Below are 13,472 nucleotides of genomic sequence, written 5' to 3' on the forward strand. Positions count from 1 at the left end.
GTGGGCGGCTTTGCCGCTCACGCGTTCAACCCGCATCAGAATCGGTCGAGCGGGTAGTTCATACGTGATTTGAACGCGTGAGCGGGGGACCCGCCCACCCTACGCCAGCTCGTTGCGCGGATCGCGCGCCAATAAGGTCCTGGCCATCTCGGCCGCATCGTAGCCATCGAACAGCACCGCGGCCACCGCATCGGTGATCGGCATCTCGACGCCGAGCCTGGCCGCCAGGTCGCGCACGGCTTTCGAGCAGGGCACGCCCTCGGCCACGTGGCCCAGTTCGGCCACGATGGTCTCCAGGGGTTTGCCGTGGGCCAGCGCCAGGCCGACGCGGCGGTTGCGCGACAGGTCGCCGGTGCAGGTCAGGATCAGGTCGCCCATGCCCGTCAGTCCCATGAAGGTGGCGGCACGTCCGCCAAGGGCGGTGCCGAGGCGGGTGATCTCGGCGAGGCCGCGCGTGATCAGGGCCGCGCGCGCATTCAGGCCAAGGCCCAGTCCGTCGGCGGTGCCGGTGGCGATCGCCAGCACGTTTTTCACGGCGCCGCCTACTTCCACGCCGACCAGGTCGTCGCAGGCATAGACCCGCAAATTACCGCCATGCACGGCAGCGACCACGCGGTCGCGCAAAGCGGCGTTATCGGACGCCACCGTCAGCGCGCACGGCAGCCCGCGCGCCACTTCCTGCGCGAACGAGGGCCCCGACAGTGCAGCGCCCGGCACGGCGTCGCCCAGCACTTCGCGCACCACCTGGTGCGGCAACAGGCCGGTGCCGTATTCAAAACCTTTACAGAGCCAGACCACGTTCGGAACGGCGCGCCCCTTCAGCTGCTCGAGCAGGGGACGCAGGCCGGCCACCGGGCAGGCCGCGATCAGCAGCGAACCGGGGCCGCCACCTTCAACGTGCGCCAGCGCCGCATCGAGGTCGGCCGTGAGGCGCAGCGCGTCGGGCAGGGGCTGTCCCGGCAGGTAAGCCGTGTTTTCGCGCGCCGCTGCGGTAGCGGCCATTTGTTCGGGATTGCGGCCCCACAGCAGCACGTCGTTGCGCGCGGACACGGCGATGGCGACGGCGGTGCCCCAGGCACCCGCGCCCAGGACGGTAATCTTGTTCATGGTTGTCGGGAGAATAAGCGCAGCAGGGTCATGGCGAGCTTTCCGAATTCGGTAAAACCGGGCGCCAGAAGGGAAACGAGGAAGATCGGAAGGAAGGCCACCTGCGCCCCGCTCGGAGCGCGGCGCAGATGACAGGCAGCATGGTCGCTGAGGACGCGCTGCTTAGTTTGCCGGTGCTGCGGCAGCGGCTTCGGCCATTGCCTGGCGGCGCTGCTGGTAGAACACTTCGAAGTTGATCTCGGCCAGGTGCACTGGCGGGAAGCCGGCACGGGTGATCACGTCGGCGATGTTCGCGCGCAGGTAAGGATAAACGATGTTCGGGCAGCCGATGCCGAGCAGCGGGTCCATCTGGTCAGCAGGAATGTTGCGTGCTTCGAAGATGCCGCCTTGCTTGCCTTCGACCAGGAAAGCGACCTTGTCCTTGACCTTGGCGGTCACGGTGATCGTCACGGTCGACTCGTAGATGCCTTCAGCGATCGCTTCGGCGCCGACGTCCAGCGACACTTCGATCGTCGGGGCTTCTTGCTCGAGGAAGATGGCCGGGGAATTCGGCTGTTCCAGCGACATGTCTTTCAGATAGACGCGTTGGATTTGGAATACTGGTTGCAGGTTTTCGTCGGACATGGAACGCTTTCGTTGTGAAGTAATAGGGACGGCAAAGCGCCGCCCCCGATGGGCTTGGAGTCAAACGCAACGGCAATTGTATCAAAATCAATTTGGATGCAATAGCGGTTTGACCACGGCCCATTGGCGGCAGTTCGGCAGGCCAGGTCGGCCCGGGATTTATTCGCCCTTCAGCAGGGGATCGAGGCGACCGGCCTGGTCCAGCGCGTACAGATCGTCGAAGCCGCCGACGTGGGTCTCGCCCACATAAATCTGCGGCACCGTACGGCGGCCGGTCTTTTGCATCATGATCTGGCGCTGTTCCGGGTCAAGGTCGACACGGATGCGTTCGATCTCGGTCACGCCTTTCGCTTCGAGCAGGCGCTCGGCGCGCACGCAATACGGGCAGCTGGCGGTGTGATAAAGCACAACATGGGCAGTCATCGGTATTCCTTCCTGTCTTGATTACTTTACTTGGTGACTGGCAAACCGGCAGCGGTCCAGCCCGTCACGCCGCCGTCGAGGCTGAGCACGTCTTCGAAACCGGCTGCCTTGAGCTGGCGCACGGCCTTGTCGGAACGGGCGCCTGCCTGGCAAATGACGACGATGGTGCGGGTTTTGGATTTTTCCAGTTCGCCGAGGCGATTGCCCAAGTCTGCCAGCGGAATGTTTTTCGCGTCGCGCAGATGAGCCGCGGCAAATTCCTCGGCGCTGCGGACGTCGAGCAGCGTGGTCTTGCCGCGGTTGATGAGCTGGGTCACCTGCAGCGGCGTCGCGCGGCGGCCCTTGGGCGCGAGGGCCGGCCACAGCAGTGCACCACCGGAAACGGCGGCAAGTGCGACGAAGAGGATATTATCGAGGATGAATTTCACAAGGCTTCCATTGGTTGAACGCAATCCGCGCATTATAAAATAGAAGCTGGAGCAATCATCTAACGCAGTTTTTTTCCAAGTAGAGAAGAAAAGCTTATGTACAAAATCGTATTCATGCGCCATGGCGAATCCACCTGGAACCTGGCCAACCGTTTTACCGGCTGGGTCGACGTCGACCTGACCGAGAAGGGCATCAACGAAGCTCGCACCGCGGGCCGCGTGCTGCGCGAGAACGGCTTTGCCTTCGACCTGGCCTATACCTCGGTGCTGAAACGCGCGATCCGCACGCTCTGGCTGGCGCTCGACGAAATGGACCAGATGTACCTGCCGATCAAGAACGACTGGCGCCTGAACGAACGCCACTACGGCGCGCTGCAGGGCCTGGACAAGGCCGAGACGGCCGCGAAATACGGCGACGAGCAGGTGCTGGTCTGGCGCCGCAGCTACGACACGCCGCCGCCGGCCCTGGAAGAATCGGACGAGCGCGCCTCGTTCAAGGACCCGCGCTACGCCGGCCTGGCGAAAGACAGCATTCCGCTGACCGAATGCCTGAAGGACACGGTAGCGCGCGTGATGCCGGTCTGGGATGACGAGATCGCCCCGGCCATCCGCGCCGGCAAGCAGATCCTGATCTCGGCCCACGGCAACAGCCTGCGCGCCCTGATCAAGATGCTCGACAACATCAGCGACGCCGACATCGTCGGCCTGAACATCCCGAACGGCCAGCCGCTCGTGTATGAACTGGACGAGAATCTGAAGCCGATCCGCCACTACTACCTGGGCGACCAGGCAGCGGTGGCGGCAGCGGTCGCGGCCGTGGCGAACCAAGGGAAGGCGAAGTAAGTCTTGCGTTTTCCAAAGAAGAAATTGACCGGCGGTGCACTGCTGTGCGCGCTGGTATGGGGCCTGGCCATGCCTGTCGTGGTCACGGCCGCGCCTGCCAAACCGACCGAGCGCAGCCGCCAGAAAGCCGCTGCCGAAGCCAAGCGTGCGGGCATCCAGCAAAAGCTGACGGCGCTCAAGAAAGAGATCAGCCGCACCGAGAGCGAAAAGGACGACGTCGCCGACACCCTGGCCGCGTCCGAAGAAGCCATCTCGAACGCCAACCGCGCGCTGCGCGACCTGGCCCAGGAGCAGCTCGACACCAACCTGCGCCTGCAGGAGCTGGGCGCCGAGCAGGAGCGGCTCGCCCTGACGATCATCAACCAGAAAAAGCAATTGTCGTCGCTGCTGCGCGAGCATTATGTCGCCGGCAATGAAGACCGCATCAAGCTGCTGCTCTCCGGCGACAACCCGAACCGCATCAACCGCGACCTGCAGATGATGGCCTATGTGTCGCAGGCCCAGGCCAAATTGCTGGCCTCGCTGAACGCGAACCTGGTGCAAGTCGAGCAGAACCGCGCGAAGGTCGAGAACGCCAAGGTCGAGCTCGAGGAAATCGCCGGCGAGCAGCGCGACCAGAAAAGCGTGCTGGAACAGGAAAAAGTCCGTCGCGCGGCCCTGCTGAGCGAGCTGTCGAGCAAACTCGTCACCCAGCGCAAACAGGTCGACAGCCTGCAGCGCGACGAGCAGCGCATGAGCGGGCTGGTCGACCAGTTGACGCGCCTGATCCGCGAGCAGGCCGAGGCCGAACGCAAGCGCCAGGAGGCACTGGCCGCCGCGCGCGCCAAAGCGGCGGCCCAGGCCGCGATCGAGGAAAAAGCGCGTATCGCAGCGCGTGCCGCCGCCAAGGCCGAACGCGACCGCCTGGCGCGCGAAGCGGCAAAAGCCGGCAAACCGCCACCGAAGCCGCTGCCGGAAGAGCCGCGCGTGGCCGAGACGCCGAAACCGGTGGCGGAAGAACGCACGCCGGACATCTCGCTGGCGCCGGCTGCACCGAAAGGCGCCTTTGCCGGCATGCGCGGGCGCTTGAGCTCCCCGGTCAGCGGCAGCATCGCGGCGCGTTTCGGCGCCAAGCGCGGCGGCGACGGCCCGAGCTGGAAAGGCATGTTCATCAAGGCGCCGGAAGGCACCGAGGTGCGTGCCGTCGCGGTCGGCCGGGTGGTGCACTCGGGCTGGATGCGCGGCTTCGGCAACCTTATCATCATCGACCATGGCGGCGACTATCTTTCGATCTACGCCAACAACCAGACCTTGCTGAAACGCCTGGGCGATGCAGTGCGCGCCGGCGAGCCGATTGCGAGTGCGGGCAACACCGGCGGTAACGAAGAATCAGGGCTATACTTTGAACTCAGGCATCTGGGCAAAGCCTTCGACCCGGCGAGCTGGGTCAAATTCTAGGTTTTTAGGGGCAGCGATGGGCAAAGTGAAAAGCATGGGGCTGGTCGGCCTGGGCGTGGTCGCCGGCGTGGCACTGACGGTACAGGTATCGGCCTGGGCCCAGAAGGGCGGAGGCAGTCCGCTGCCGCTGGACGAGCTGCGCCAGCTGGCCGATGTCTACGGCCTCATCAAGAGCGATTATGTCGTGCCGGTCGAGGACAAGAAACTCTTGTCCGAAGCCATCGGCGGCATGGTCGCCTCGCTCGACCCGCATTCGGTCTACCTCGACCAGAAGACCTACCGCGAGATGCGCGAGAGCGTCGCCGGCAAGTTCGTCGGCGTCGGCATCGAAGTGGCGGCCGAGGACGGGTACGTGAAAATCGTGTCCCCGATCGAGGATTCGCCGGCCTACCGCGCCGGGATCAAGGCGGGCGACCTGATCACCCGGATCGACAACGTCCCGGTCAAGGGCTTGTCGCTCGACGATGCTGTCAAGAAAATGCGCGGTAAACCAGGCAGCCAGGTCACCCTCACCATCGCCCGCCGCGGCGAGGACCGGCCCTGGGTCGTGCCCGTCACGCGCGAGGAAATCCGCGTGCTGAGCGTCAAGGCCAAAATGGTCGAGCCCGGTTACGCCTGGGTGCGCATCAGCCAGTTCCAGGAAGCCACGCTCGACGAACTGGTCACCAAGACCGCCGCCCTGTACGCCGACAATCCGAACATCAAGGGCCTCGTGCTCGACTTGCGCAACGATCCGGGCGGCTTGCTGCCGGGCGCCATCGGCGTTTCGAGCGCCTTCCTGCCAAAGGAAGAACTGATTGTCTCGACCAAGGGTCAATTGCCCGATTCGAACCAGAGCTTTTACGGCCGCCGCGAGTTTTATGCCCCGCGCGGCGCCGACCCGCTGGCGAAACTGCCGGCCGCCGCGAAAACCGTGCCGATGGTGGTGCTGGTCAATGGCGGCTCGGCCTCGGCTTCGGAAATCGTCGCCGGCGCCCTGCAGGACTACAAGCGCGCCATCGTGATGGGTACCCAGACCTTCGGCAAGGGCTCGGTGCAGACGCTGCGCCCCCTGTCCGCCGACACCGCCATCAAGCTGACCACGGCGCGCTACTACACGCCGAAAGGCCGGCCGATCCAGGCCACCGGCATCAAGCCGGATCTGCTGGTCGACGAAAGCCTCGAGGGCGACGGCCTGAACGCGCTGCGCGTGCGCGAATCCGACCTGCAGCGCCACCTCGCCAGCGAAGGTGACAAGACCGGCGACAAGACCGCCGACAAGCCGGGCGCGCCGGCCAGGCAGGCACGCGACAGCGCCGAGCAGCAACAGCGCGCGCTGGCCCTGCTGAAGAACCGCAAGCCGCTCGAGCTCGGTGGCAAGGACGACTTCCAGCTGGCCCAGGCGCTGAACCATTTCAAGGGTTTGCCGGTCAAATTGGCGAAGGCCGAGACACCTGAGCCCGACGCCGCGCCCAAACAATTGCCCGGCGCCGAAATGAAACCGCCTGAACTGAAGGGCTCGAAGAAATAAGTTTTTTCGAACGCGTCCTTGAACGACCACCAGCTCCTGCGCTATTCGCGCCACATCCTGCTTGACGAGATCGGCATCGAAGGCCAGGCTCGCCTGCTGGCTGCGCACGCGGTCGTGATCGGCGCCGGCGGGCTGGGTTCGCCGGCGGCGCTGTACCTGGCCGCCAGCGGCGTCGGCCGCATCACCCTGGTCGACGACGACACGGTCGACCTCACCAACCTGCAGCGCCAGCTCATGCACACGAGCGCACGCATCGGCATGGCGAAGGTCGACTCCGGCCGCATCGCCCTGGGCGAGATCAATCCGGAAGTATGCGTGACAAGCCTGCGCGAACGCGCCGGCCCGCAGCGCCTGCTCGAACTGGCATGCGGCGCCTCGGTCGTGCTCGATTGCAGCGACAACTTCGCCACCCGCCACGCCCTGAACCGCGCCTGCGTCGCCGCCGGGGTACCGCTGGTGGCGGGCGCCGCAATCCGCTTCGACGGCCAGTTGTCCGTGTTCGACAGCCGCCGCCCCGATTGCCCCTGCTATGCCTGCCTGTTTCCCGAGGACAGCGGTTTCGAGGATGCCGCCTGCGGCACGATGGGCGTGTTCGCGCCGCTGGTCGGGATCGTCGGCGCGGCGCAGGCGGCCGAGGCTTTAAAACTGCTGCTGGGCATTGGCGAGCCGCTGCGCGGACGCCTGCTCCTGCTCGACGGCCGCGCCATGGAATGGACAGCCGTGAGCGTCGCGCGTAATCCGGCCTGCCCGGTCTGCGCGGCCGGTTCGGCCCACTCGGCTCACTCAACCTACCCTGCGCACGGTTGAACGCGACAGGTCTGGCTCTGCCCTACAATGTTGCACCCACCGGTGGCCGCTGTCGCCATTCGGCCTTATACTAAGTCGCTTGTTCCACTCCACCTACCAAGATTGACTATGCAGATCGTTCCGCACCGTGCAGTTCGCCGCCGTTTTGCGCGCGGCTTCACCCTCGTTGAAATCATGGTTGTCGTGGTCATCATCGGCATCCTGGGCGCCTTGGTGGTGCCGAAGTTGCTCGGCCGTACCGGCGAGTCGCGCGTCGTCGCGGCCAGGACCGACATCGCCACCCTGATGCAGGCGCTGAAACTCTACAAGCTGGACAACCAGCGCTATCCGACCACCGAGCAGGGCTTGCAGTCGCTGACCACCAAGCCGACGTCCGGCCCGGCGGCCAACGGCTGGAAAGACGGCGGCTATGTCGAAAAGCTGCCGAAGGATCCCTGGGGTAATGCCTATCAGTACCTGTCGCCCGGCCTGCACGGCGAGATCGACGTCTTCTCGTTCGGCGCCGACGGCCAGTCCGGCGGCGAGGGCGAGGACGCCGACGTCGGCTCCTGGCAGGGATAACAGCACACCATGGCTGCCAGCGCGCCGCCACGCAAAGCTCACCGGGCGGCAGGCTTTACCCTGGTCGAAATCCTGATCGTGATGACCATCATCGGCATCACGCTGGGGATGGTGTCGCTGAACGCCATTCCCAGCCCGCGCCAGGATCTCGAGGACGAAGCCAAGCGCCTGACGCTGCTGCTGCAGCTAGCGCGCGACGAAGCCATCGTGCGCAACCGCCAGGTGGCCTTCGAGGCCAGCCCCGAGCGCTACCGTTTCATGGTGCGCAACGAGGACGGCTGGGCGCCGGTGACCCGCGACGACCTGCTGCGCGAACGGCCGTTTCGCAATGCGCCGGTGCGGCTCCTGCTCGACCCGCCCGCACCGGGCTTCAACGAGTCGCTGCGCGTCACCTTTGGACGCGAGCCGGTCGACAAGCCGTTCGTGCTGACGCTGGCCAGCGGCGACCATAGCGTGGCGATCCGCGCCGACGGCGTGGGCCACTTTACGGTCGTCGAACCGGGCCAACAATAAAATGCTGCGCCGAAATCATTCCCGAGGCTTTACCCTGCTCGAAGTGCTGGTCGCCCTCGTCATCGTCGGCACGGCGCTGGCCGCCGGCCTGCGCGCGGTCGGCAGCCTGGCCTCGAACAGCGCCGGCCTGCGGGCCTCGATGATGGCCACCTGGTCGGCCGAGAACCGCCTCGTGCAGATTCGCCTGACCCGGGAATTTCCCGAAGTGGGCAAGCGCAGCTTTGCCTGCGGCCAGGGCGACCTGCGCCTGATGTGCCAGGAAGAAGTCCTGGTCAGCCCGAATCCGCAACTGCGCCGGGTCGAAGTGTCGGTCTACGACATGGACAACCCGAACCGGCGCATCCTGAAACTGATCCAGCTTGTGCTGAGGCCGCGATGACAGCACGGTGCGGCTCCTTTTCCCGCTCGGCCCACGGCTTCACGCTGGTCGAATTGCTGGTGGCGATCGGCATCCTGGCCATGGTGGCCGTGCTCGGCTGGCGCGGCCTCGACGGCATCGTGCGCGCGCGCGTCGCCCTCACCGAGCAGATGGAAATGACGCGCGGCCTGCAGCTGACCTTTGCCCAGATGCAGAGCGACTGCGAGCACGCCGCCGACGCCACCCTGATGGGCCGCCGGCCCTACCTGGCCCAGGACGACAACCGCCTGACCCTGATCCGCACCGTGTTCAACGAAAACGAGCCGGCGCGGCTGCAGGTGGTGGCCTACCGCCTGCAGGACGGCAACTTGCTGCGGCGCGAATCGATCGCCACCCGCGACCTGCTCGAACTCGACGCCCTGTGGCAAGCCTCGCTCAGCGATACCGACACCACGCCGCCGGTGCGCCTGCATGGCGGCGTCGATTCGATGGGCGTGCTGGTCTGGCAAAACAATGCCTGGCGCAAGCAGCCCGAGGCCGTGCCGCAGGGCGCCCCGGCGGCGCTTGCCATCGGCGGCGTGCAGGTGGTGCTGGCGACGCGCGGCTATCCTCAGCCCCTGACGAAATCTTTCCTCTTGGGGAATATCTGATGGGGAATATGTGATGCGCCCTTACCGTGCCCCGCGGCGCCAGCGCGGCGTCGCCGTGATCACCGCCTTGCTGCTGACCACGCTGGCGATCTCGATCGTCACCAGCCTGTTCTGGCAGCAGCAAGTGCAGGTGCGCTCGATGGAAAACCAGCGCCTGAACCAGCAGACGCGCTGGATCCTGCGCGGCGCCCTCGACTGGGCCACCCTGGTCTTGCGCCAGGACGCTTACACCAGTACCTATACGGCGCTGACCCAGGTCTGGGCCACGCCGCTGGCCGAAACCCGGCTCGACCAGTACATCGAGCGCGAGCGCGTGGAAGGCGAAACTTTCGACGCCAGCCTGTCGGGCGAGATCATGGATGCCACCTCGCGTTACAATCTGCGTAACTTGGAAAGCGGAAACAGGATCGACAAGGCGCAGATGGAGATTTTCCAGCGCCTTTTGACCAACCTGCGCATCAATCCGGCGCTGGCGCGCACCACGGCGAATCTGGTTGCGGCCAGCCAGCCGGTGTTCGAGCCGGAGGGCAATGTCGATCCGAACACGGGCGAAGAAACTGGCGGCCGCGAACGCGATCCGGGTTCGATCGGCAATCCGGGCGGCGAGGGCGCCGGCGGCGCCGGTGGGGGCGGCCTGGCCGGAGCCGGCCGCGACGGCGACAATACGGGCGTCGACCCGAGTGCACTCAATACGCTGCCGGTGTCGCGCGAAGGCATCGGCACCCCGATCCGTTTCATGGAAGTCGACGATTTGCTGACAGTAAAAGGTTTTACGCCAGAAATGCTCGAGCGGCTGCGTCCCTTCGTGATCGTGCTGCCCAACCGCACCGCGGTGAATGTGAATACGGCCTCGGCCGAAGTGCTGGCGGCGGTGGTACCGAATTATTCGCTGTCCGAAGCCAATGCCTTGCTGGCGCGGCGGCGTAATGTGCCATGGATCGACCCGGAAAAGTTCAAAACGGATGTCGGCGGCGCCCGCGTCTGGGCCGACGATTCGATCAGCGTCAAAAGCAACTGGTTCATTGTGAATAGCCGGATCCGGCTCGAGCGCGCCGCACTCAACGCGCAGTCCCTGATCCAGCGCGAAGACAACACGCCGGGCGGCATCGGCGGCGCTGTCAAGGTTGTGTGGGTTCGTCAAAACTAAAAGAAAGCGAGACGGTTTGGCTACACTTTATATCCGGCATCCGGCGCGCGCAGAAGGTGAAGACACGCCCTGCCGTTATGCCCTCGTCGGCGACGGCGGCAACATCGAACAACAAGGCGAGGGCGTGCTGCGCGGCTTGAGCGACATCGTCGCCGCCAGCCGCCGCGTCGTGCTGCTGCTGGCCGGTACTGACGTCAACATGCTGGCGCTGCAGGTGCCGCCGCTGTCCGGTCCGCGCCTGCGCGCAGCGCTGCCCGGCCTGGTCGAAGAACACATCCTGGGCGATCCGCTCGACTGCGTACTGGTCGCGGCGCCCGCCAGCGCCGCCGGCGTGTGTCCGGTGGCGGTCGTTGCGCGCGACTGGCTCGAACCGCTGGTGCGCACGTTGCTGGCGCAAGGCGCACGCGGCGTGTCGGCGCTGCCGGCGCAGCTGTGCCTGCCTTGGCAGCCGGGCGGCGTGAGCGCGGCCATCGTCGGCGGCGAACTGCTGCTGCGCCAGGGCCAGTACGAAGGGCTCGGAATGGCACTCGAAGCCAACCCGGCGGTGGCGCTGCAGACGGCGCGCGCGCTGGCCGGCGACGCGCCCCTGACGCTCTACGTGCCGCGTGATCAGATGGGCGAATACGGCGTGCTGCTGGCCGAAGCCGGTCCCGGCACCATGCTCGAGGCCGACGACTGGGCGCACTGGATCGCCGGCGCGCGCAGCGTCACTTTTGATTTGGTGCCTGGCCTGGGCGCGGCCGGTGCGCGCCAGCGCGACTGGCGCCCCTGGCGCGTGCCGATCGCGCTGACTTTCCTGGCGGTGGTCGTCAACCTGGCCGGCATCAACATCGAATGGCTGCGCCTGCGTGGCGAGGCGAACGTCGTGCGCCAGCAAATCAACGACACCTTCAAGTCGGTGTATCCGAACGAGCCGGCCGCCGATCCCGTTGCCCAGATGCGCCAGAACATCGCCCGGGCCCAGAGCGGCACCGGCAAGATCGGCCCCGACGAATTCATTTACATGGCCGGCTCGCTGGGCGACGCCATCCGCGAAATGATGAGCCCACCAGGCATTAGCTCAATCGAATACAAGGAACGCACGCTGCGGGTCACAGTCAAACCTGAAACGGTCGACCCGAACGCGCTGCGCCAGCTGCAGGCGGCCCTGGCCGCACGCGGCCTCACTCTGGACTCATCCGCACCCGCCAACTGGGTGGTGCGCAGTACGGGAGCCAAGCCATGAGCCTGGGTAATACTGTCGGCCGGGCGCGCGAGCGCGCCGGCGCTTACTGGATCGCGCGCACCGAGCAGGAGCGCCGCTATCTTGCCGCCGGTTTCGTCGTCGTCGCGCTGGCGCTGACCTACATGGGCCTGATCGAACCGGCGGTCGAAGGCCGCGCTCGCCTGCAGCGCTCGCTGCCCGCGCTGCGCCTGCAGGCGGCCGAGGTGGCCAGCATGGCCGGCCAGGCGCGTGCGCTCGTCGGCCAGGCGCCGGTGGCAGTCACGCCCATGACGCGCGAGACCCTGCAGGCCAGCCTGAACGCGCGCGGCATCACGCCCACCTCGCTGACACTGACCGGCGAATTCGCCCGCCTGCAAGTGTCCAAGGTGTCCTTCGCCAACCTGGTCGGATGGCTCGACGCCCAGCGCCGCGAAAACCGCATCGCCGTGCAAGAAGGCACATTCAGCGCCCAGGACCCGGTCGGCCAGGTCGACGCCAGCCTGACCTTGCGCCAGGACCTTGGCACCGGCGCCCGATGAAGCGAACATTCGGATGGTTGATGGTGCTGGTACTGGCAGTCACGCTGACGATGCTCGTGTTCCTGCCGGCAAGTTGGCTCGGGACGATCGTGGAACGCCAGACCGGCGGCCGTTTGACTCTCGGGGATGCGCAAGGTACGCTCTGGAACGGTTCAGCCTTCGTGGGCGGGGCGGCGGGCCAGGGTGGATCGGTGACGCCGCTGTTGCCGGGACGCTTTTCTTGGCAGTTGTCGCCGCTGGTCCTGTTCGGACGCGTGAACATGCGCCTTGAAAACGCCCAGGCGCTGGCCGGCCCGGTGCGCATCGAGGGCAGCTGGTCGCAATGGCAGGTCAGCGAAGGGCAGCTGCTGTTGCCGGCCGAAGGCCTTGCCGGACTGGGCGCACCGCTCAATACGCTGATGCCGTCGGGCGTGCTGCGCCTGTCATGGAACCGGCTCGACCTCGTACGCCAGCCGGGCAGCATCGCGGTCACCGGACGCACGGTCCTGTCGATGAACGACATGGGTTCGCGCATGTCGCCGATCCGGCCGCTGGGCAGCTATGAAATGGCGCTGGACTGGCGTGGCGCCCAGGCTGACCTGGTGTTGCGCACGGTGCGCGGCGCCTTGCTGTTGTCGGGAAGTGGAACGCTGCAGGACGGACGCCTGCGTTTTTCCGGGCAAGCGTCGGCTGCCGAAGGATATGAAGAGACCCTGGGCAATATGCTGAACCTGTTGGGACAGCGCCGCATGGTGGACGGTAAAAACATAATCGCATTAGAGTTCAGATAATGAAAACATCCTTCCGTAGCACCCCTTATTTTCCAGCACGCGATTCGGCACGACGCCCGGCGCGACAGCGCATCGTCGCCGCCCTGCTGTGCTGCGCGGTGGCCACGGCGCCGCTGCCGGCCCTGTCCCAGGGACAGGAAAACGCCGCCGCCCTCAGCTTCGTGAACGCCGACATCGAGTCCGTCATCAAGGCCGTCGGCCACTACACCGGGATGACCTTCATCGTCGACCCGCGCGTCAAAGGCACGATCACCCTGCAATCGGAAAGGTCGCTGACCAAGAGCCAGGCCTTCGGCCTGCTGACGTCGGCACTGCGGCTGCAGGGCTTTGCCGTGGTCACCACCGGCGAAGGCTATGCCAAGGTAGTGCCGGAAGCGGAAGCCAAGCTGCAATCTTCGCCGACCCAGGTGGGCAAGCGCGGCACCCGCGTCCAGGGCGACCAGATCGCCACGCAAATCTTCCACCTGTCGTATGAATCGGCGGCCAACCTCACCGCCGTGCTGCGGCCGCTGATTTCGCCGAACAATTCGATCATGGCCAATCCGGGCAAC

Annotated in this window: 16 protein-coding genes and 1 pseudogene; 13 read left to right on the forward strand and 4 right to left on the reverse strand. The window is 66.0% G+C overall.

All coding sequences use genetic code 11. The annotated features are described in order from the left end of the window. Positions 1–99: 99 nt before the first annotated feature. The 4 genes from AC56KZ_RS19110 to AC56KZ_RS19125 form a co-directional block, all read right to left on the reverse strand. On the reverse strand, positions 100–1,107 hold the full coding sequence (locus AC56KZ_RS19110) for an NAD(P)H-dependent glycerol-3-phosphate dehydrogenase (RefSeq protein ID WP_497163771.1): 1,008 nt from the start codon (positions 1,105–1,107) through the stop codon (positions 100–102). Positions 1,108–1,269: 162 nt separating this feature from the next. Then, complete coding sequence (secB, locus tag AC56KZ_RS19115; RefSeq protein WP_193688000.1) at positions 1,270–1,731, reverse strand: protein-export chaperone SecB; 462 nt, start codon at positions 1,729–1,731, stop codon at positions 1,270–1,272. A gap of 159 nt (positions 1,732–1,890) precedes the next feature. Beyond that, positions 1,891–2,154 carry a glutaredoxin 3 gene (gene grxC, locus AC56KZ_RS19120; protein WP_136221539.1) on the reverse strand — a complete coding sequence of 88 codons (264 nt, stop codon included), beginning with the start codon at positions 2,152–2,154 and terminating at the stop codon, positions 1,891–1,893. A 26-nt stretch (positions 2,155–2,180) separates the two neighbouring features. Then, a complete protein-coding gene (locus AC56KZ_RS19125; RefSeq protein ID WP_497163772.1) occupies positions 2,181–2,582 on the reverse strand; it encodes a rhodanese-like domain-containing protein in 402 nt (133 codons plus the stop codon). 96 nt (positions 2,583–2,678) lie between these two features. Here AC56KZ_RS19125 and gpmA point away from each other — a divergent pair, with 96 nt between their 5' ends. From gpmA to AC56KZ_RS19190, 13 genes and pseudogenes are all read left to right on the forward strand, one after another. Beyond that, positions 2,679–3,425, forward strand: a complete 747-nt coding sequence (gpmA, locus tag AC56KZ_RS19130) for a 2,3-diphosphoglycerate-dependent phosphoglycerate mutase (protein ID WP_497163773.1) — start codon at positions 2,679–2,681, stop codon at positions 3,423–3,425. A gap of 69 nt (positions 3,426–3,494) precedes the next feature. Beyond that, entirely contained in the window at positions 3,495–4,862 is a 1,368-nt protein-coding gene (locus AC56KZ_RS19135; protein WP_497163785.1) for a murein hydrolase activator EnvC family protein, read from the forward strand. A 16-nt stretch (positions 4,863–4,878) separates the two neighbouring features. Further along, entirely contained in the window at positions 4,879–6,372 is a 1,494-nt protein-coding gene (locus tag AC56KZ_RS19140; protein ID WP_497163774.1) for a S41 family peptidase, read from the forward strand. Positions 6,373–6,390: 18 nt separating this feature from the next. Further along, the gene (locus tag AC56KZ_RS19145) at positions 6,391–7,179 is read left to right on the forward strand and encodes a HesA/MoeB/ThiF family protein (protein WP_497163775.1); all 789 of its coding nucleotides are present in this window, start codon (positions 6,391–6,393) and stop codon (positions 7,177–7,179) included. A 108-nt stretch (positions 7,180–7,287) separates the two neighbouring features. Continuing rightward, positions 7,288–7,740 (forward strand): type II secretion system major pseudopilin GspG, encoded by a 453-nt coding sequence (gene gspG / locus AC56KZ_RS19150; RefSeq protein WP_497163776.1) that lies wholly within the window; start codon positions 7,288–7,290, stop codon positions 7,738–7,740. A 9-nt stretch (positions 7,741–7,749) separates the two neighbouring features. Beyond that, the gene (locus tag AC56KZ_RS19155; protein WP_497163777.1) at positions 7,750–8,253 is read left to right on the forward strand and encodes a GspH/FimT family pseudopilin; all 504 of its coding nucleotides are present in this window, start codon (positions 7,750–7,752) and stop codon (positions 8,251–8,253) included. A gap of 1 nt (position 8,254) precedes the next feature. Beyond that, the gene (gene gspI / locus AC56KZ_RS19160; protein WP_497163778.1) at positions 8,255–8,632 is read left to right on the forward strand and encodes a type II secretion system minor pseudopilin GspI; all 378 of its coding nucleotides are present in this window, start codon (positions 8,255–8,257) and stop codon (positions 8,630–8,632) included. Further along, entirely contained in the window at positions 8,629–9,261 is a 633-nt protein-coding gene (locus AC56KZ_RS19165) for a type II secretion system protein GspJ (RefSeq protein WP_497163779.1), read from the forward strand. The genes gspI and AC56KZ_RS19165 overlap by 4 nt, the downstream gene beginning before the upstream one ends. 13 nt (positions 9,262–9,274) lie before the next feature. Continuing rightward, positions 9,275–10,408, forward strand: a complete 1,134-nt coding sequence (gene gspK, locus AC56KZ_RS19170) for a type II secretion system minor pseudopilin GspK (RefSeq protein WP_497163780.1) — start codon at positions 9,275–9,277, stop codon at positions 10,406–10,408. Positions 10,409–10,424: 16 nt separating this feature from the next. Further along, positions 10,425–11,633 (forward strand): type II secretion system protein GspL, encoded by a 1,209-nt coding sequence (gene gspL / locus AC56KZ_RS19175; protein WP_497163781.1) that lies wholly within the window; start codon positions 10,425–10,427, stop codon positions 11,631–11,633. Next, on the forward strand, positions 11,630–12,151 hold the full coding sequence (locus tag AC56KZ_RS19180; protein ID WP_497163782.1) for a type II secretion system protein M: 522 nt from the start codon (positions 11,630–11,632) through the stop codon (positions 12,149–12,151). Before gspL ends, AC56KZ_RS19180 begins: the two co-directional genes overlap by 4 nt. Next, on the forward strand, positions 12,148–12,921 hold the full coding sequence (gene gspN, locus AC56KZ_RS19185; protein ID WP_497163783.1) for a type II secretion system protein N: 774 nt from the start codon (positions 12,148–12,150) through the stop codon (positions 12,919–12,921). The genes AC56KZ_RS19180 and gspN overlap by 4 nt, the downstream gene beginning before the upstream one ends. After that, a pseudogene (locus AC56KZ_RS19190) lies at positions 12,921–13,472 on the forward strand (type II secretion system secretin GspD); the annotation flags it as partial. The gene gspN and the pseudogene AC56KZ_RS19190, both read left to right, overlap by 1 nt.

This window comes from Telluria sp. LT2P34 (assembly GCF_059685915.1).

Excerpts from the sequence above, each read along its gene's own strand:
- AC56KZ_RS19180 (WP_497163782.1), top strand. The coding sequence starts at position 11,630 with ATGAGCCTGGGTAATACTGTCGGCCGGGCGCGCGAGCGCGCCGGCGCT.
- secB (WP_193688000.1), bottom strand. The coding sequence starts at position 1,731 with ATGTCCGACGAAAACCTGCAACCAGTATTCCAAATCCAACGCGTCTAT.
- gpmA (WP_497163773.1), top strand. The coding sequence starts at position 2,679 with ATGTACAAAATCGTATTCATGCGCCATGGCGAATCCACCTGGAACCTG.
- AC56KZ_RS19165 (WP_497163779.1), top strand. The coding sequence starts at position 8,629 with ATGACAGCACGGTGCGGCTCCTTTTCCCGCTCGGCCCACGGCTTCACG.
- gspG (WP_497163776.1), top strand. The coding sequence starts at position 7,288 with ATGCAGATCGTTCCGCACCGTGCAGTTCGCCGCCGTTTTGCGCGCGGC.
- gspI (WP_497163778.1), top strand. The coding sequence starts at position 8,255 with ATGCTGCGCCGAAATCATTCCCGAGGCTTTACCCTGCTCGAAGTGCTG.
- AC56KZ_RS19135 (WP_497163785.1), top strand. The coding sequence starts at position 3,495 with ATGCCTGTCGTGGTCACGGCCGCGCCTGCCAAACCGACCGAGCGCAGC.
- AC56KZ_RS19155 (WP_497163777.1), top strand. The coding sequence starts at position 7,750 with ATGGCTGCCAGCGCGCCGCCACGCAAAGCTCACCGGGCGGCAGGCTTT.
- AC56KZ_RS19110 (WP_497163771.1), bottom strand. The coding sequence starts at position 1,107 with ATGAACAAGATTACCGTCCTGGGCGCGGGTGCCTGGGGCACCGCCGTC.
- AC56KZ_RS19140 (WP_497163774.1), top strand. The coding sequence starts at position 4,879 with ATGGGCAAAGTGAAAAGCATGGGGCTGGTCGGCCTGGGCGTGGTCGCC.
- gspK (WP_497163780.1), top strand. The coding sequence starts at position 9,275 with ATGCGCCCTTACCGTGCCCCGCGGCGCCAGCGCGGCGTCGCCGTGATC.
- gspN (WP_497163783.1), top strand. The coding sequence starts at position 12,148 with ATGAAGCGAACATTCGGATGGTTGATGGTGCTGGTACTGGCAGTCACG.
- grxC (WP_136221539.1), bottom strand. The coding sequence starts at position 2,154 with ATGACTGCCCATGTTGTGCTTTATCACACCGCCAGCTGCCCGTATTGC.